Genomic DNA, 18539 nt, shown 5'->3' with positions numbered 1-18539 from the left:
GCTCGGCTTAGATAAAGACTTAACTTACTCAGCGACCATCTCGTCCTGAGGTGCAGCTAAGTCGTCTAGGGTAATCAACTGAGGAGCATCACCTTCCTCGCTACCATCAACAGCAAAGGCTGTGTATATGCCGCCAGCTTCTAACGATAGGGTGCCTGTTTCAATTGCCGCATCTTTAGAACCAGCAAGAGTAACCGATACCACGTAGTCACCCGCTGGAAGTTGCACATAACCTGTTTCAGATAAAGTGCCTTCCATATATTCTACGCCAGCAAATGCAGGGCTCACGTCATCGATCATACCGTCTGCTGTGACATAGATATCAACAGCAGGTGTGGCTTGTGAGGCATGGAAAATACGAACCTGTGCAGCAGTCGCAATAGAGCGCGGTGTGTCGACGATAAGGTCGAGGTCAATGTTTGCTAAGTTGTTGTTTGCAATGGCAGTGTAGAAAACACCTGCTTCAAGCGTTACTTCTGCGTCATCAATAACCACAACACTGTTGTCAGCGTCCGCAGCAACGTCAATAAGGTATGTATCCGCCGCAACGTCTAGATATCCAGTTGCCGCTAGGAAAGGTGCGCCGTCTACTAGCGTGAGAGCATTGTTGGCGATGATATCAACCGCCGGAGCATCAGCAACGCCGTGCACTACGCGAAGACTAGCTGGCGAAGCAGCATCAATGATGGTGGCTGAGCCAGCGCCTGTTGCTACGACTAGCGATACTGGTGAATCACCGGTAACGACGTTTTGAGTCGCTGAAATAAGAAGATCTGCGCCGGCATCTAAACTAAGCGAGCCCGAGTCAAATACTACCGTGGTTGATCCCGCTGGTGTAATTCGGATTTGGTAATCGCCTGCTGGCACTTCAACCTGACCAGTAAAGTCTTTGTAGGCCAAGGTAGCGAGCGGCTGCTCTGAGCTGATGTCAGTGTTAGGAGCAGTAACATATACGTCGACTTCAGGAGCCATTGGTGCCGCGTGAACTACTTGAGCGCGAACGCTACCAGCAGATACCGCCGTGAAAGCGTTTTGTACAATGAGAGTTTCAAGTGTACCTTCAGCGACTGAACCTATGGCTAGCACCGAATAGGTTTGATCACCTTCGAGAGTCGCGCTTAACGAAAGCACATTTGCGTCATCGCCTGGCAGGTTTGCTTCAACAGCGATGTCATAGGTATTTGAAAGAATAGGAAACCAGGCAGAAGCGTCCTGATAGTCAAGGTCAGATTTGCTGGCAAGTGCGGTGCCGCCAACGATAATATCGACGCTTGGCGCGTCTGGAGATGCGTGTACTACGCGAATATTAGCCGAAGAAGGTGTTTCGACAACGTCCATCATGTCGTCATCGTCATCATCAAGCCAGCAACCTTGAAGAATGAGTGCAGATCCGAGCACCGGAAGCATGTATTTAAATTTCTTGTTAAGTTTCATGGTCTTTCCTTTTGATATCTAATGAGTGAATGTTAACTTATTGATAGCTAATTCCTTTGGCATATAACAAGGCGTTTGAAGCTACAAATTGCAAGTCACTCTAATAATACATCAGTTTTTTTTGATCGGTTTTCTTCTAATCACTGTTTTTAAGTTAAACTTTTGTAATAAAAACAAACCTTGTGTTTATTAAAGGATCTCACTATCAGCTATTTCCAAAAAGTTCGACCAAGCCATCAAGATTTTTATTTTCTACCGCTGGGAGGAACAGGGGAGATTGGTATGAATATGAATTTGTACGGACATAGTGATAATTGGCTAATGGTCGACTGCGGTGCTACTTTTAAAGCACCACTTGACGCAGGTGATGACCATAAAGAAAACGTGAAAACCTGTGATGTGGTAAGTGCTGACCCTAGTTTCATAGAAAACAGACAAGAGCAGCTGTGTGGGATCATTATTACCCATGCTCACGAGGATCACATCGGTGCACTACCTGCTCTCTGGGCTCGTTTTAAGTGTCCAGTCTACACCACGGCTTTTACCGCAGAGGTATTAAGACGAAAGCTCTATTACACAGCCATCGCTGAGGAAGTCACCATTGTAGTGGTCGAGCCGAATAGCCAGTTAGATATTGGTCCCTTCACGGTCTCGTGGTTACCGATCACACATTCTCTTCCCGACGCGCAAGCCTTGCTTATTCAAACACCAGTGGCGAGTGTATTTCATACCGCTGATTGGAAAATTGATTTTAACCCTATAACTGATCAACCTTTTCAGCCAGCCCTTTTTAAGGCCCTGTCGAAATATAGGCCAACGGCAATGGTATGCGATTCAACAAATGCATTAAAAGCGGGGCATTCTGTATCTGAGGGAGACTGTGAGCTAGGTTTGTTACGCACTATCAAAGCGCAGACGGGCCGAGTGATTGTGACTTGTTTCGGAAGCAATGTTGCTAGATTAATAAGCTTAGCTCGCGTGGCCGAGGAAACTGGTCGTTATATGACGCTGTTGGGTCGCTCGCTCGATAATATGTACGGTATTGCACGCGCAACTGGCTACTGGCCCGATGAATTGAAAATAGCACACAGGCGACATATTGGGTACTTACCTAAACATGAGGTGTTAATTGTCGCAACAGGAAGTCAAGGAGAAGCAAGAGCTGCGCTGGGGAAGCTCGCAAATGGCACTCATCGAGATTGTGAATTAGAAGCGGGTGATACCGTTATTTTCAGTGCTATATCCATCCCTGGAAATGAAGTAGCGATTGAAAAATTGGTGTCAGGATTGAGAGAAAAGGGGGTGACGGTTATCCAAAGCTCTGATTCGCCGCACACAATTCATGCTTCTGGGCACCCCTGCCAAGGCGACCTTCACGATATGTACTCGTGGGTAAATCCCCACATAGCAGTACCTGTGCATGGTGAAAAGGAGCACATGATTGCTAATGCAAAAGTGGCTGCAGAAGCTAACATAGCAAAACAGCTCGTTGGCAAAAATGGTGATTTGTTCCAATTGGCACCGCAGGTCGTTGTTATCAATCATGCAGTACAAGTAGGACGAATAGATATTACTGAAAATAAAGCAAAGAATTGATTTCGATCAACACTTGCTAGCTCCCAGTGTTCGAGTAAATAAACACCCTATGTTTATGATTCGGCCTCGTTAGCCTCCACACTCATTATTTACAAAATATAAACGTAAATATTACAAAACAGTGCCTTACAGTGTGTTTATACGATTGGCCTACGGCTCTCTGCTTTGCTTACATTTTGTTAACACTGCTCATTTTCTTGTTGTTATTATGGCAATTTTGGAATAACACATTAGCATTTATTGGGTTTTTCTATCCTAATTTTCTTCTTAGATTGGAATCACTTTACTGTGATAATAAATCAAGAGGCTATTCATGAAATCTATTTATAAGCGAGCGTCATTTTTGCCTGTTGCAATGGGCTTGTCTATGAGCTTGGTTGCGCCGTCTAGTTTTGCCAGCATTGAGTTGCTAAATGTCGATACAGAAAACGGCGCTACCAAAGTCGTTCTTGGCGGTTATGCGAAAGCAGATATTAGACATGTTAATGGCGATATCGCCTATCAAGATTATTGGGTGGCAAATTTTCCTGGCGGCGAGCCCATTGAAACCTCTCACACTGGTTTTAACGTCCGCGAGTCGCGGGTAAATTTCAAAGTGACGCACGGCGAGGTAAGTGGTTTTATTGAATGGGATTTTTACGGTGGCGGAGGTAATGAGGTTGTAAGCAATTCTTCGAACGAGCGCTTACGTCATTTTTATATTACCTATAAAAATTGGATGGTGGGTCAAAATTGGTCTACGTTCATGCCCTTAGCTGCCTTGCCAGAAGCGCTCGATTTTGGTGGTCCTCACGTTGGTGAAGTATTCATTCGTCAAACACAAGTTCGCTATACCAGTGGGAACTGGCAGTTCGCAATTGAAAATCCTGAAACCAATGGTGATGGTGATAATGGAACCCCTGCAAGCGCTGTCGGTGGCACGGGCACGCAGATAGATAAAGATGAAGCAATTCCCGATTTTGTTATTCGATATAATCACAAGGCTGATTGGGGGCAGTTGTCGTTTGGGACCTTAATTCGACAAGTGGATCAAGGCGGTATTGATGAGGTGTCGTTAGCGGCTAATTTTTCGGGTCGAATAAACACGATAGGCAAAGATGATCTGCGCTTTCAAGTTAGCGTTGGTGAACCAGGGCGCTATGTTGCCGCAGGTTTGACCCCTGATATCGTAAGCACCGATGCAGACGAGGTTGTGGTTGAAAAGACTACTGCATTCACGCTTGCCTATCGACATTTTTGGACTGAAAAACTGCGTTCTACGATATTTTATGGCGCCGCCGAAACTGACGTGTTAGGAAGAGAGCGTTCGCACTGGGGAGTAAATCTAATTACTGACATTACCGAAAAGATGGATGCAGGCTTTGAAATTGGCGAGTACGCTATAGACGACGAGAATATACAGGGGATTGCCTCAGCTTATGGACAATTTTCCCTGAAATTTACTTTCTAATAACTTAGCTAAAAGTTTACAAGCACGCTATTGATAGTGTAAAGGTTAGCAATAGTGTTCTTGTTTGTTGTGTAGCGCATCTCGGAGGTGCGCTACCAACAATTTAAGCTTTTGATCAGGTTGTCGACTTTTAGGATAGACCGCATACATCCCCATTCTTTTCCCGGCGAAGCCCTGCAATATCTCTATCAATTTTTCATCACCTAAGTCATCGTGAACTAAGGCTTTCGGTAAAAAGCCAATTCCAAGGTCACTCAATGCCGCATGCCTAATAGCATTCAAGTTATTGGTGTGGAAGCGACCATGGATCTGTAATTGGCTATTTTCACCTTCTACGTTTATTGGCCATATGTCGCTTCCAGCGCTTTCAAATTTATAAATCAAACATTCATGTTCAACTAAGTCAGTAGGTTCACGCGGAATTCCCTTTTCTTGCAAATATGCAGGCGAGGCACAAAATACCCATTGACTATCGATCAAGCGTCTTGCGATCAAGCTACTATCTTCAAGATACGCAGTTCTTATAGCTAGATCATAACCTTCACCTATTAAGTCGACAAAACGATTATTAATCTGAAGCTCGACATGAATATCAGGATATTGTTTGCAAAACTCAGCGACTGCTGCGCTGAGCAATAAATTAGCCGAAACAACGGGCATAGTAATACGAATATTCCCTCGCATTTCATTAGCATAGCCAGTTACCGCATTTTCAGCATCCTGAATAGCCAACTTTGCGAGGCGTGCTTTGCCATAAAGAGTCCTTCCAGCATCGGTAAGATTAAGCTTGCGGGTGGTTCTGTAGAGAAGTTGCACATTTAAAGACGCTTCTAAACGCCCAATCCTTTTACTTACAACAGAATTAGTTAGATTTAGCCTCTCCGCAACTTTCGAAAACGAGCCCTCATCAACAACTTGCACGAATAATACAATATCGTCTGCTTTTGCCATATATTCCTTCCTATATACGACTATGGTCGTAGCTCTTGTTTGCGTGATGCTTGATTATGTCATAAAAAGAAAAAATCATTCTCTTTATACATAATATATCAATTGTTATACAAGGAGTAGAGTTGTTTCTAACTTGCAACATTATTAACAAATGCTTAATAAGTGCGATTTACAGAGAAGTAAAACAATTATTAACAACTACAGTAGAGGATAAGCTTGTGAACCAAATCACTTATGGGCTATTAGCGTTATTACCGATTGTGCTTTCGGGCATTCTACTCATCGGCCTTCAATGGTCGGCAAAAAAGGCAATGCCAGTTGTACTATTGGTAACAGCTGTTATTGCCGTTTTTGTCTGGGACATGACCTTAACTAGAGTGTCATCTTCAATCCTACAAGGCTTGGTAATTACAAGCTCAGTACTTTGGATAGTATTCGGTGCAATTTTTCTTCTGAATACCCTGAAACACACCGGTGCTATTGCGGTTATCAGAGCCGGATTTACCAATGTGTCACCGGATAGACGTGTACAAGCGATTATTATTGCATGGTGTTTTGGGACTTTTATTGAAGGTGCTTCAGGCTTTGGCACTCCCGCTGCCATAGCAGCCCCATTGATGGTAGCGATTGGCTTTCCAGCACTCGCTGCAGTATTAATGGGAATGATGATACAAAGTACGCCAGTGTCTTTCGGGGCAGTTGGTACCCCCATCGTCATAGGCGTTAATAAAGGTTTAAACACAGAAGCAATTAGTGCTCAATTACTACAGGAAGGATGGCAATGGGACGCATTTTTGCAACTGATTACCAGTCAGGTGGCTATTATTCATGCGATCGTTGGCAGCTTTATGCCTTTGTTTATGGTGATGATGCTGACCCGCTTTTTTGGCAAAAACAAGCGTTGGAGCGAGGGCTTAAGTGTATTGCCTTTCGCTATCTTTGCGGGCCTAGCGTTTACTGTCCCTTATGCATTAACCGGTGTGTTCCTGGGGCCAGAATTCCCATCTTTAATGGGGGGGCTGGTAAGTATGGCCATTGTTGTAACGGCGGCGAAACATGGCTTTTTAATGCCGAAAAAAACCTGGGATTTTGCGCCCAAAGATGAATGGCCGGGGGCATGGCTTGGTAAGCTTGTTGTTGACGAAATAAAAACTGAAATGCAGAGCGCTCGTGACAAAATTTCGCCTGTCGTAGCGTGGATGCCCTACCTTTTGGTTGCTCTTTTGCTAGTTTGTTCGCGAGTGTTTGTTGAGTTTAAATCTTTACTTACCGACTTTAGCTTGAACTTTTCGTCTATACTAGGGGAAACAGGTATCAATGCTGGCTTCAGCCCTTTGTACCTTCCGGGCGGCTTACTGCTCATTAGCGCTATCTTTGCTGCGTTAATCCAAAGTAAAAAGCCCAGTAATGCATTAGGTTCAGCGTTCAAAGATTCAAGTAAAACAATACTTGGCGCTGGTTTTGTTCTGATATTCACAATTCCCATGGTAAGAATTTTCATTAATTCTGGTGTAAATATGTCCGACATTGTGAGCATGCCAGTGGCAAGTGCCGAGTTGTTTGCGAATATATTTGGATCGGCTTTCCCTATGGTTAGTGCAACGATTGGTGCATTAGGAGCTTTCATAGCAGGGTCGAATACAGTATCGAACATGATGTTTAGTCAATTTCAGTTTGAAGCCGCAATGAGTTTACAAATATCACCAGTCGTTGTTATTGCAGCCCAAGCGGTTGGTGCTGCTGCAGGAAATATGATTGCGATTCATAATGTCGTTGCCGCGTCGGCAACGGTAGGCTTGCTAGGGCAGGAAGGCGCAACCTTGCGCCGTACCATTTTGCCGACGCTGTATTACGTTGTGTTTACAGGCCTAATAGCAATGTTCATTATTTATGTCGTCGGCTATACCGGGCCATTAGCATGAGTCAACTACGCAAAGTTCGAGGTCAACATGGCGATTTTCATGGTGACTTTAGCGATTCAGGATTAGGAGTGGTTCACACTTTATCAAAAGTGAAATCAACTGAAGATATGATAAATACTGGTATCAATAATCGTGGTAAACACGCAAACAGTGAGTCTGACATACTCAATAAATTCATTGATGCGATTGGCGCTGAATACATCAAGGCTGATCCAAAGAAGAACGAACATTTCCGCAAAGGTTGGCGTTCAGGTGGGGGGGCGGCACTGGCCGTTCTTTTCCCAAGTTCATTGCTTGCCCTTTGGAAATGCCTCGAAGTGTGTGTATCGTCAAATGTCATAATCGTGATGCAAGCTGCCAACACGGGTCTTACCGAAGGGTCTACGCCCAGCGGTAATGACTATGACCGGCCAGTAGTAGTGATCAATACTCTGGCAATCGACAAGCTGTACTTGCTAAATGAAGGAGAGCAAGTTGTTAGTTTGCCAGGTGCAACCCTGCATCAACTTGAAAAAGAACTGAAAGAAGTAGGGCGAGCCCCTCATTCGGTGATTGGTTCCTCATGTTTAGGCGCATCAATTGTGGGTGGGGTAGCTAATAATTCTGGCGGCGCACTAGTAAAACGGGGGCCTTCTTACACGGAACTTTCAGTTTATGCACAAGTGAATGAGCATGGTGAGCTTGTGTTAGTAAATCACCTCGGTATTGAGCTTGGTAACACGCCTGAGGAAATATTAACCAATCTGGAAGCGGGTAAGTTCGTAAAGCAACAAGAGCGGACGACGGATCGAATGGCGTCGGATAAAGAATATATTGAACGGATTAGAGATGTAGAGGCAAATACTCCTAGTCGCTTTAATGCAGACGAGCGCAGACTCTACGAAGCTAGTGGATGCGCGGGCAAGTTAGCGGTGTTTGCTGTGCGACTCGACACCTACCCAGTGAATAAGCAAGAAAAGACTTTTTACATTGGCACTAACGATACCGCAGAGCTCGCTAATTTACGCAAACAAATTCTGTCATCTTTTACCAATATCCCTGAAGTGGGTGAATACATGCACAGGGATATCTTTGATATTTCACAAAAATACGGGAAGGATACTTTCCTAAGCGTGCTGCACTTAGGCACCGACCGTCTTCCAAAGCTTTTCTCGATCAAAGGTAGAATTGACGCTGTGCTAAATAAGCAGTCATGGTTACCGCGTAATCTTAGCGACAAATGCATGCAAGTGCTCAGCTATTTGTTCCCAAACCATCTTCCACGTCGACTACTAGACTACAGAGACAAATACGAACACCACTTAATCTTAAAGATGAGTGATGAGGGCATTAATGAGGCGGAAGTATTTTTAAGTCAATTTTTTGCTAAATCAGACACAGGTAGTTTTCTTATTTGTGATGAAAGCGAGGCTCAAAAAGCTTATCTCAATCGCTTTGCTGCAGCGGGTGCCGCTATTCGATATCAAACAATGAAAGAAAACTCAGTCGGGGAAATATTAGCCTTAGATATTGCCTTACCTCGGAATGAAATGAATTGGTTAGAAACGTTGCCAAAAGAAATAGACGAACAGTTAGATAAGAAGCTCTATTATGGTCATTTCTTCTGTTACGTATTTCACCAAGACTACATTTTAAAAAAAGGCGCGAATGCCAGTGAAGTCAAAGCAGCCATGTTGAATTTATTGAATCAAAGAGGGGCAAAATACCCTGCGGAACATAACGTAGGCCATTTATATGAAGCCGAACCACAGTTAAAGTCTTTCTACAAGCAGCTCGACCCAACAAATACTTTTAATCCTGGGGTTGGAAAGATGGAGAAAACACAGCGCAACTGTTCCTGTTGTTTATAGGGAAGTGTTATACCATGGTATAAAATGTCATGGCTTTTGAGCGCGATTAATTCATGACATATGGCCGCAAAAAGACTAAATTTAGCTTCTTTTGGAATTGTAAGCACAACGTAGTAACATACTAGCGCTTTAACACGCCATATGGTTAGCTAATTATTGATACATATATAGGCCACTCAAACCGAGCAGCGGTGAATCATTTATCACCTAGGTTGTTAATTCAACTGCTTGCATTTACCGCATTCATCCTTATTTTTGCGGTCGCCCCAGCTTTGTCTGCGCCAAACGACCAAGCAATACACGAATCTCCTCGTTTACTTCACGTCGACACGGGCAAAGGACTCAGTCAAAACACTATTTTTGATGTGCATATTGATAGTGACGGTTTTGTTTTTTTTGGTACTGAACAAGGCTTAGATCGCTTTGATGGGCACGAAGTTGTTCCTATCAAAGGAAATAATGGGGAGTTTCTCAACAATCCTGTATATGCGATATACCAAGATTCACAAGGGTTTTTATGGGTGTCTACAGGCTTAAGTGGCGTTTATCGCTTCAACCTCGACACTCGCGAAACTGAACAAATTTTCGCAGAGGCCTACAAAAATGATGAGCAATGGATGCAATATGCTGAGGCCATCACAGAAGATGAAAATGGAAATATAATTATTGCATCAAATCATCAAGTATTGATGTATGAGACAGCAGAGAAAAACCTGAAAACGCTTTATGAGTTAAGCATGGATAAGGTTAACGCAAGCAATAACATTCGCACTGTTATGAAACGGGAAAGCATCCTGCTTATCGGCACTGATCATGGCTTATATGCAAAAGATTTGGTCAATGACACGCTACGCTATGTTGATTTCTTATCGTTAGATCAAAACATCTACGACAATTCAAATAACGTAAAGCATTTCAATCTGCGCCCAAGTGGTTCCTTGTGGATTGGGACTGTGAATGGTCTATTTGAGATACCTTTTACCGCAATTCAGCAACATCTACAAAATGATTGGGAATTACCTCAGGTCAATGTGCTCAACGACACCTTGAACGTTTGGAGAATTCGCAATGGGGTAAACAATGATGTATTTGTTGCCAGCGACAAAGGACTCTATGAATATCGACAAGATACAAACACGTTTAGTCTGCTACTTGAGCCGCAAAAAGATCGTGAAGCAATAACTGATAAAAGTGTGACAGCTTTGGAGGTAGACAAAAAAGGCGGGGTTTGGTTTGGAACAATGATGTCTGGGGCGATGTTTTGGTCACCAGACAGCGTTGCTTTTCGCGCTATTTATAACAAAATTGATAGCTCAAGTGACGAATTATTGAGTAGCAACGTAATATGGAGCATCGTAGAGGGTAAAGGCGATCTTCTCTGGGTTGGTTCAGAAAAAGGGCTCGACAAAGTAAATCTACAGACTGAAAAAATCGAGAGTTTTTTGCTCTCAAACGATGAAACCGATCGTTATACCACTTCTTATATTCAACAAATTGTTACGCTCAGTGATGGTAATCTGCTCATAGCAACCGGTGCTGGCTTACGCATATTCTCGACGGAAGATGAAACGCTATCTCAATTTAGCTTGGAAGATAACGAGACTAATGCTGTGTTCGAAGAATACTCATTCGGACTCGCTCAGGAATCTTCAGACATATTTTGGTCGCTTAATGAAAGTGGCAACCTTTACCGAATCGATTATAAAAACAAAAGTATTGAAGCAATTTCTGTTAGTGACATGGGCTTTAATTCCGCGATTAACCACACTCTAATAGGCTTTGATATTAGAACCTCGCAGTTACTTATATCTGCGTCGGGTCAACTGCTGGGATATAACACTGAAAGCAAATCAATGAAGGTGCTTCATTCCATTATTCAAGAGGGAGCAACTTTAGACATGATCCCGACTGATTGGATGCGCGACAACGAAAACAACATTTGGCTTAGTTATGCTGGTAAGGGCTTATTCCAATTAGACGGCTCCACCTTAGAGCAAGAGAATGAGTTCTCGTCTGCGAATATTCTTCCCACTGACTTAGTTTACGACCTTGCGTTGGATTACCAAGGCAATATATGGTTTAGCTCTCATTCTGGTTTGCATGAATTTAATGGTAATTCGCAATTAGTTGCTAGCTACCAATACATGCAAGGAGTTTCATCGTCCGAATTTAACGATGGCGCCCATACGGTACTTACTAATGGCGAGATGGTATACGGCTCTAGCAAAGGGCTAGTTATTTTTTCGCCGCTAAAAGTAAGCTTGCTCTCATCGGGAATTGAAAAGACTCCCGTAATAACTCAGATCTCTTTGCACTCTAGAAGTATAGATTTTCCTTATCGAAAGCTAAATGGAACAAAATTAGAGTTAGAGCACGATGATCATGGTTTGAGCGTTAATTTTTCTTCACTAGATTTTGGTGCAGTTGAAAGTGACCGCTTTTACTATCGATTGGTGAGCAATGATAAGGTGTTTAATTCTCCTAAAGCAGTCATAAATAGAATAGAGCTTTCAAGTCTACCTCCGGGCAAACATACGCTCGAAATTTACAAAAAAAGAGGCGTCGGTAAAGATATAAACCCAGCAAGATTGGAACTTAGTGTAAAATATGCGCCTTGGTGGTCACCCACCGCGATCACTATTTATACCTTTATTATATGTGCCTTGTTAGCTGTTTTTATTATTAGACGAAACATCACTCAAAACAGACTTGCCGACGCAAATTATCAAATTGGGCTTTATAACCAACGTCTTACAAATGCCTTAAAGGCGAGTAATTCAGATATTTGGGAATGGTCATCAAACACAAAACTTATTACAAGCAAACGTATAGAGCATGAATTAGGCTACACGGGCAATGGGCCAACGGTTGCTTTTGAAAAGCACTTGTCGTTAATACATGAACTTGATCGCCTTCAATATTTATCGGCATGGCGTCAATTTATACGTGGTGAAGATGAACAATTTGATAACACCTACCGCATGTTGCATAAAAGTGGGAACTACTTGTGGTTTAGAGATGCGGGAAGCATTTCTTCTGCACTAGACGGTGATGTAAATGTAACCGGAACTTACACCAATGTCACTGAAACGATGGCCTCAAAAGAGCGGCTGAAATTATTTGGTGATGCATTCAAACATACTAGAGACTGGGTTATTATTCTCGACCGCAATAAAGTTCCGTTGGGGGCAAACCCCAGCTTCTATAAGGCTTTCAGTCTCGATGAGTCACTCGACTTATCTTTTCAGCTAAAAAAAGTGAGAAAGCAAGTTGGCGAGGTAAGACATGCCTTTTTCAATCGCTTAGCCAGTTTAAAACCTGGCGAGAGATGGAAGTCTGAAATTGATTTGGAACTTTCAAACAGAAAGATATCTACTATTACTGACATAAACGCAATCGCTGACGAGAGTGATGAGCGTTTAGTCGAATACTACTTAGTTATTATGACTGATATTAGTGAACAAAAAGAAGCACAGGTCAGTTTACAAAAATTAGCCAACTACGATGTTCTCACTGGCCTCATAAATAGAACCATGCTTATCGAGCGCCTTAAAGGCGCGATTCTTTTTGCTAGGCGACATAGCACAAGTTTGGCTACCGTGTTTATTGACTTAGACAGATTTAAGCCTATTAACGATACTTTCGGTCATAAGGCTGGAGATACTGTTATCATTGAAATCGCAAAGAGAATCAAAGGGGTGTTACGTGCCAGCGACGTTGTTTCCCGTCTAGGAGGGGACGAATTTGTGGCAGTACTGGAAGAAGTACATAGCATAACAGAAGTTAACAGAGTCGTTGCCAAACTGCTCGTGGAAATCGAAAAACCCATTATGTTGGGCACGCAAACGGTGAGCGTGTCGGCCAGCGCGGGCATTTCTATGTATCCAAATGATGCTAATGATGCCGACACTTTGCTTAGAAATGCTGATGTTGCTATGTATAGCGCGAAGGAGGCTGGCAAAAACAAGTTTCAGCATTTTACTGCACAGATGAACGAGCGCGTGCAGCAGGACATGCTTCTTCAAAACAAGATAAAGGTAGCCGTAAGCCGAAACGAGTTTCAAAACTATTACCAACCCATAATCGATATAAAAGAAAAACGCACAGCGGGTTTCGAGATGCTTATGCGGTGGCAGAGCAACAATCAGTTTATTTCTCCAGGGCAGTTTATCCCGATTGCTGAGCAGATCGGATTGATTGGTGAAATGACAATGCAAGCCATCCAGCGAGCGGTCCGTGATCTATCGTCTTGGTACAAGCAGGGCTTTAGAGGCTATGTTGCGATTAACTTATCAGCCAAACAATTTAGTACACGGCCAGATTTCGAATCGATATTAGCCCTCCTTGCATCCTTTGATTTGCCGACTGGTGCGATACGTTTTGAAATAACGGAAGGCCTACTTGTTGATAACGACGATAACACCTTGGACTACATGGATGAAATGCGAGAGTTGGGTTTTAAAATATCGCTGGATGATTTTGGAACGGGTTACTCGAGTTTGCGTTACTTAAAAGACTTTCCTATTGATGTCTTGAAAATTGATAAGTCCTTTGTGGATGACATTGGCATCGACAGTGCAACCGAGTCGATAATTAAGTCTACGCTGATAATGACGGATATGTTGAATATGGACACGGTTGCTGAAGGAATAGAAACTGCAAGTCAGCTTGCTTATTTTTCCAACACCAGTTGTCGTTACCTACAAGGTTTCTTCTTTTCAAAGCCTGTACCTGAAGAAAGTTGTTATGAATTGTTTCAAAAAACGTGGTTGATGGAAACGAATAGCCGACGCAACTCATCGGCTCATAAGACCACAAACAAGTAAAATCGCTTCTTTCAGCTCAGTTCATCGTAATTTTTGTCGTTATAAAAAATTCACTTCGTATAAAACTGATGATTTGTATGGAAAAAACCAGTTGTATATTTACGAATTTCGCTCATTATTATAGTTATGTGAATTAATTGTAAACTGTGGACATACAATGCCTTTAGATAATGCGAACCTGATATCACAAGAAAATATACTATCGCCTTTGGCACTTTTATATCAATGGGAGTCGACAAAGCCGAATACGCTTTTCCTAACTCAGCCTAAAAATGGTAGCGATGTTACCTTCACTTGGGCCGAGACTGCAAATCAAGCTAGAAGGGTGGCTGCAGGCCTCAGAGAACTGAATTATCCTAAGGGATCACGGATCGCTATTCTATCGAAAAACTGCGCCGAATGGATGATAGCTGACCTTGGCATTATGATGGCTGGTCACATTTCGGTCCCGATATTCGCTACGGCGGGTAAAGACACCATCCAATATGTTCTCAAGCACGCCGATTGCCCGCTTATTTTTATTGGAAAACTTGATAATATGGACGAGCAAGTTGCTTCCGTTCCCGATGGTGTTGCTAAAGTCGGTTTTCCTTATCCGGATATTCCCGTCGAGACATCATGGGACAGCTTTACCAATAATGCCCCTATAGAAGATAGTCCTCTTCCTGATATGAATGATATTATGACTATTATTTATACATCAGGAAGCACTGGGCAACCTAAGGGCGTTGTGCATACCTATAAAACGATTTGTTGGGCTGCTCGCAATTCACTTAATGCCTTGTCGGTTAACGATAATGACAGGATAGTCAGCTACCTACCGCTTGCCCACATTACAGAGCGAGTGCTTGTTGAACTCGCCAGTTTTTACTCGACCATGCAAATTCGTTTTGTTGAGTCTCTTGAGACTTTCACGCACGATGTGAAGACATGTCAGCCAACACTATTTATCTCGGTGCCACGTTTGTGGACGAAATTTCAAATGGGTGTGTTAGCTAAAATACCCCAGAAAAAGCTTAGCTTTCTGTTGAGTATTCCATTTGTAGGCAAAAAAGTAGCGAAGAAAATCAGAGCTGAGATGGGCCTCGGCTCTGCTCGTTTGTGGGCGTCTGGTTCTGCACCGCTGGCACCGGCAACTATCGAGTGGTTTCACAAGATAGGGATTGATATATCCGAAGGCTGGGGAATGACTGAAAATAGTGCCTATGGCACAAGCAGTGTGCCATTTAGGCTGGATAAAATTGGCAGTATCGGTAAAGCATATGATGGGGTGGATGTTCGAATAGCTGAAGATGGTGAAATACAAGTCGCCTCTCCTTGCAATATGATCGGGTATTATAAAGAGCCAGAAAAAACCTCCGGTGTATTCACCAATGACGGTTACTTGCGAACGGGTGACAAAGGTATTATTGATAGTGAAGGCTTCGTTAAAATAACCGGTCGTTTAAAAGACATTTTCAAAACTGAAAAGGGTAAATATGTGACACCTGCGCCAATTGAGGCAAAACTGATGGAGAATCCAATAGTTGAGCAAGTATGTGTTACCGGTACTAACCTTCCTCAACCGATTGCACTATTGGTGTTATCTGAAGAAGCAAGAGCTCATAACAAGGACGGGATTGAGCAGAGCTTGAATGCGACCTTGCAACATGTCAATTCAAGTCTTGAAAGTCACCAACGATTGGACCGCATTGTTGTTTTCAAGGAAGAGTGGTCTATTGAGAACGACTTACTAACGCCGACCTTAAAAGTAAAACGTCATGTTATCGAAGAAAAATTTAAAAGCGTGATATTGCAGGAACATAGCGGTAGCGTGGTCTGGAAGGATTAAGTCTTCAACATTTTTCGTTATAAAGCGGCAATCGTCGCTTTTTTTGTGTGTAAAATATAATAGAGTATGTAAAGTCATACCTATACTTTCTGTTCCACTGGGTATACTTCGCGCTATGTAGTGACTTACATCAGCGTTTTTTTGGCTTAAAGCCATACACAAACGCGCACGGGCGATCTGCAAAGGATCATACATGTTGCCCATATGAGTTAGATAGTAATGCCGGAGATGGATCAGCGATGCTGCTTGTATTAATGAAGCAGATTTTCGAGCCGATATAACTTACTTACAAAACAATGTTTTAATTATATAGAACGAGGAACTCACACATGTTCAAAAAATTCTTGCTTGCAGCTACCTTGCTTTTTGCAGCAAATATGGCTTTAGCTGAAATAGTGGTTGTTGTTAATCCAGCGAATGCAAATGCTCTTGATTCAAAAACCGTACAACGCATCTTCTTAGGTAAAGACAAAAAATTTGCTGACGGCGCTGAAACTATCGCGGTTAACCAAGTGGCTGATAATCAAATACGCCAAGACTTTGATCAAAATGTACTAGGAAGAAGTTCAAGCCAAGTTTCTGCATACTGGTCAAAATTGGTATTTACCGGTAAAGGCATTCCACCTAAGGAAGTTGCAAGCGATGCGGAAGTGATTGACCTTGTTTCTAAGAATCCGAGTGTAATCGGTTATATAAACAAAGCATCAGTTACTGATGCTGTTAAAGTTGTCGAACTGTAAGGACGCCATCATTATGAAAATTAATAAAAAACTTTCTATCGTTGCAGTAGCGGTGTTAGCAACATTCCAAGCACAAGCCGACATACGTATTAATGGTTTCGCTAACTTAACTACGGGCATAACCACTGAAGATACTAATCTATTTGGTACTACCGAGGATATTGACTTCTCAAACGACAGCTTATTTGCGATTCAGTTCTCTGGTGATATATCTGATAAGTGGATGGCAACAGCACAGGTCATTGCGCGTGGTTCAAATGACTATTCAGCAGAGTTTGAGTGGGCGTATCTTACTTATACCGCAAGTGATAACTCAGAAATAATTGCTGGTCGCTTCCGTTTACCAGTCTTTCGTTACAGCGCATCGTTAGATGTGGGTTACTCATATCATTGGATTGAAGCACCACAAACAGTCTACGACGTAGCCTTTAACAATATCAACGGTATTCGCTATGATTACACGAATTATTCCGGTGATTTTGAATACGTGCTGCAGTTTTCCTATGGTAATTACGAAGATGAGATAGGTGGCGGAATTAATAAGGCAAAAGATGTTGTTTTAGCAAGTTTTGAAGGCAACATGAGTAATATTAAAGGACGAATTGTCTGGGGCCGCGGTGAAAACCAATTCTCACAAGGCGCCTTAGACGCTGCTCTAGCCAGCATCTCCGAGATATCACCAGTATTGGCTGATGAATTGGCCATAGATGGAGACGAGGGGGTGTTTCTGGGCTTTGGTCTCGAATATGACAACTTTGATTGGTTTGTGAGCGCTGAGTATACAACCATTGATATAGAGGATTCATTTTCGCCTAAAGACACGGCGTACTATGTGACCGCCGGTACTCGTCTTGGTAAGTTTACTCCGCACATAACTTATCAAGAACGCGACGGTAGAGGCGATGTGCGTTTCCAAGAAAGCGTTAACGTGTTACCCGAACCATTCAGAACCGTTGTTACTGGCATAAACGCTGGCTTGCAGTCTTCTTTCTTTGAAGAGTATTCAATGATAACTGTTGGTATGCGCTACGACATTGCGACTAACGTTGCCTTGAAGGCTGAATACACCAGCTATGATAATAAGATCGACGTAGCCGAGGCAAACCCTGAAGATGCAGTTGATACTGACGTTATCAAGTTCAGTGTTAATTACGTGTTTTAAGTCACACTCAGCGAGTGACTTTTCTCGCGATGAGTAAATAAATAAAGGTGATTTAACGTGAAGTTAAATCACCTTTTTCGTATGCGCTCGAGTGTTATGCAGGGTATCTTGCTTGCAAGCCTTGATATAGGGCATCAGCATAAGATTCAACACTTGGTTTGGTTTCAGCTAATATGTCAACTAAGTGTTCATTGTCTTCACGACCATTCCAAATCTTGATATAACTGCCATCTTTATACCCGTGATCTTGACGGAAAAAGTTCAGTACATTCTTACCAACGTATTGCGCATAAAGGTCGTCAGAGCTCATATCGGCTTGCGAGACGATACGAATAAACAGTGGTACATCAAAGCGTTTAGCTATACAAAGGCCAGCCATTAACTCTAAGTTTTCAACCAATGATGCCTCGCTAAAATCGATGCTCTTGCCATCAAAGGTCACGGACCGATGAGATAGCTTTAGAGAGGCTTCAATGTCCGTCGCCGCGGCGGCAATGTCGCCTTTGTGCTGAATGATTAAGTGTGAAAGTGCAAAATGCCAAATATCAACAAGTTCCATTTGAACTTGAGCGAGATCCAAAGACTGCGCTTTCCACCATTTCCAGCCGTGGTGTTCAATCGCCTCGACTGATTCTATCATTGCTGCTCTTAAGTAAGCATAACCTGCGTTAAGCCAATCTGGATTGACCTTTTTGTTCATCGCATCTTGCAAATCTAGCATGGTGGCAAGTTGAGTCTTATTCAGCATGTTACTTCCTATATTTTTATCATTATTTT

The 18539-nt window shown here is 42.7% G+C and carries 11 protein-coding genes; 8 read left to right on the top strand and 3 right to left on the bottom strand.

Going from position 1 to position 18539, the window contains the following annotated elements; translation table 11 throughout:
* Positions 1 to 24: 24 nt before the first annotated feature.
* A complete protein-coding gene (locus ISG33_RS06495) occupies positions 25 to 1434 on the bottom strand; it encodes a DUF4397 domain-containing protein (RefSeq protein ID WP_195732675.1) in 1410 nt (469 codons plus the stop codon).
* A gap of 282 nt (positions 1435 to 1716) precedes the next feature.
* Between ISG33_RS06495 and ISG33_RS06490 the strand changes: the two genes are divergently transcribed.
* Complete coding sequence (locus ISG33_RS06490) at positions 1717 to 3030, top strand: ribonuclease J (protein ID WP_195732674.1); 1314 nt, start codon at positions 1717 to 1719, stop codon at positions 3028 to 3030.
* Between the two features lie 313 nt (positions 3031 to 3343).
* Positions 3344 to 4480, top strand: coding sequence for a DcaP family trimeric outer membrane transporter (locus ISG33_RS06485; protein WP_229333470.1), 1137 nt, complete (start codon positions 3344 to 3346; stop codon positions 4478 to 4480).
* A 45-nt stretch (positions 4481 to 4525) separates the two neighbouring features.
* Here ISG33_RS06485 and ISG33_RS06480 read toward each other — a convergent pair whose 3' ends face one another.
* A complete protein-coding gene (locus ISG33_RS06480) occupies positions 4526 to 5431 on the bottom strand; it encodes a LysR family transcriptional regulator (RefSeq protein ID WP_195732673.1) in 906 nt (301 codons plus the stop codon).
* Between the two features lie 218 nt (positions 5432 to 5649).
* Here ISG33_RS06480 and ISG33_RS06475 point away from each other — a divergent pair, with 218 nt between their 5' ends.
* The 6 genes from ISG33_RS06475 (at position 5650) to ISG33_RS06450 (ending at position 17762) form a co-directional block, all read left to right on the top strand.
* The gene (locus tag ISG33_RS06475) at positions 5650 to 7353 is read left to right on the top strand and encodes an L-lactate permease (RefSeq protein ID WP_195732672.1); all 1704 of its coding nucleotides are present in this window, start codon (positions 5650 to 5652) and stop codon (positions 7351 to 7353) included.
* Positions 7354 to 7460: 107 nt separating this feature from the next.
* Positions 7461 to 9203: a D-lactate dehydrogenase gene (gene dld, locus ISG33_RS06470; protein ID WP_195733067.1), complete on the top strand. Its 1743-nt coding sequence runs from the start codon at positions 7461 to 7463 to the stop codon at positions 9201 to 9203.
* A 191-nt stretch (positions 9204 to 9394) separates the two neighbouring features.
* The gene (locus tag ISG33_RS06465) at positions 9395 to 14029 is read left to right on the top strand and encodes an EAL domain-containing protein (RefSeq protein WP_195732671.1); all 4635 of its coding nucleotides are present in this window, start codon (positions 9395 to 9397) and stop codon (positions 14027 to 14029) included.
* 157 nt (positions 14030 to 14186) lie between these two features.
* The gene (locus tag ISG33_RS06460) at positions 14187 to 15860 is read left to right on the top strand and encodes an AMP-binding protein (RefSeq protein ID WP_195732670.1); all 1674 of its coding nucleotides are present in this window, start codon (positions 14187 to 14189) and stop codon (positions 15858 to 15860) included.
* Between the two features lie 329 nt (positions 15861 to 16189).
* Positions 16190 to 16600: a type 2 periplasmic-binding domain-containing protein gene (locus tag ISG33_RS06455; RefSeq protein WP_195732669.1), complete on the top strand. Its 411-nt coding sequence runs from the start codon at positions 16190 to 16192 to the stop codon at positions 16598 to 16600.
* A gap of 13 nt (positions 16601 to 16613) precedes the next feature.
* Positions 16614 to 17762: an outer membrane protein gene (locus ISG33_RS06450; RefSeq protein ID WP_229333469.1), complete on the top strand. Its 1149-nt coding sequence runs from the start codon at positions 16614 to 16616 to the stop codon at positions 17760 to 17762.
* A 94-nt stretch (positions 17763 to 17856) separates the two neighbouring features.
* Here the strand turns inward: ISG33_RS06450 and ISG33_RS06445 are convergent, their stop codons facing one another.
* A complete protein-coding gene (locus tag ISG33_RS06445) occupies positions 17857 to 18510 on the bottom strand; it encodes a dUTP diphosphatase (protein ID WP_195732668.1) in 654 nt (217 codons plus the stop codon).
* Positions 18511 to 18539 lie beyond the last annotated feature (29 nt).

Origin of the sequence: Marinibium conchae (genome assembly GCF_015595035.1) — a bacterium.
GTDB lineage: Bacteria > Pseudomonadota > Gammaproteobacteria > Enterobacterales > Alteromonadaceae > Glaciecola.
The sequence above is the reverse complement of the archived record's forward strand: the minus strand, read 5'-3'. Positions and strand labels throughout refer to the sequence as shown.

Excerpts from the sequence above, each read along its gene's own strand:
- dld (WP_195733067.1), top strand. The coding sequence starts at position 7,461 with ATGATAAATACTGGTATCAATAATCGTGGTAAACACGCAAACAGTGAG.
- ISG33_RS06445 (WP_195732668.1), bottom strand. The coding sequence starts at position 18,510 with ATGCTGAATAAGACTCAACTTGCCACCATGCTAGATTTGCAAGATGCG.
- ISG33_RS06460 (WP_195732670.1), top strand. The coding sequence starts at position 14,187 with ATGCCTTTAGATAATGCGAACCTGATATCACAAGAAAATATACTATCG.
- ISG33_RS06495 (WP_195732675.1), bottom strand. The coding sequence starts at position 1,434 with ATGAAACTTAACAAGAAATTTAAATACATGCTTCCGGTGCTCGGATCT.
- ISG33_RS06455 (WP_195732669.1), top strand. The coding sequence starts at position 16,190 with ATGTTCAAAAAATTCTTGCTTGCAGCTACCTTGCTTTTTGCAGCAAAT.
- ISG33_RS06450 (WP_229333469.1), top strand. The coding sequence starts at position 16,614 with ATGAAAATTAATAAAAAACTTTCTATCGTTGCAGTAGCGGTGTTAGCA.
- ISG33_RS06485 (WP_229333470.1), top strand. The coding sequence starts at position 3,344 with ATGAAATCTATTTATAAGCGAGCGTCATTTTTGCCTGTTGCAATGGGC.
- ISG33_RS06480 (WP_195732673.1), bottom strand. The coding sequence starts at position 5,431 with ATGGCAAAAGCAGACGATATTGTATTATTCGTGCAAGTTGTTGATGAG.
- ISG33_RS06490 (WP_195732674.1), top strand. The coding sequence starts at position 1,717 with ATGAATATGAATTTGTACGGACATAGTGATAATTGGCTAATGGTCGAC.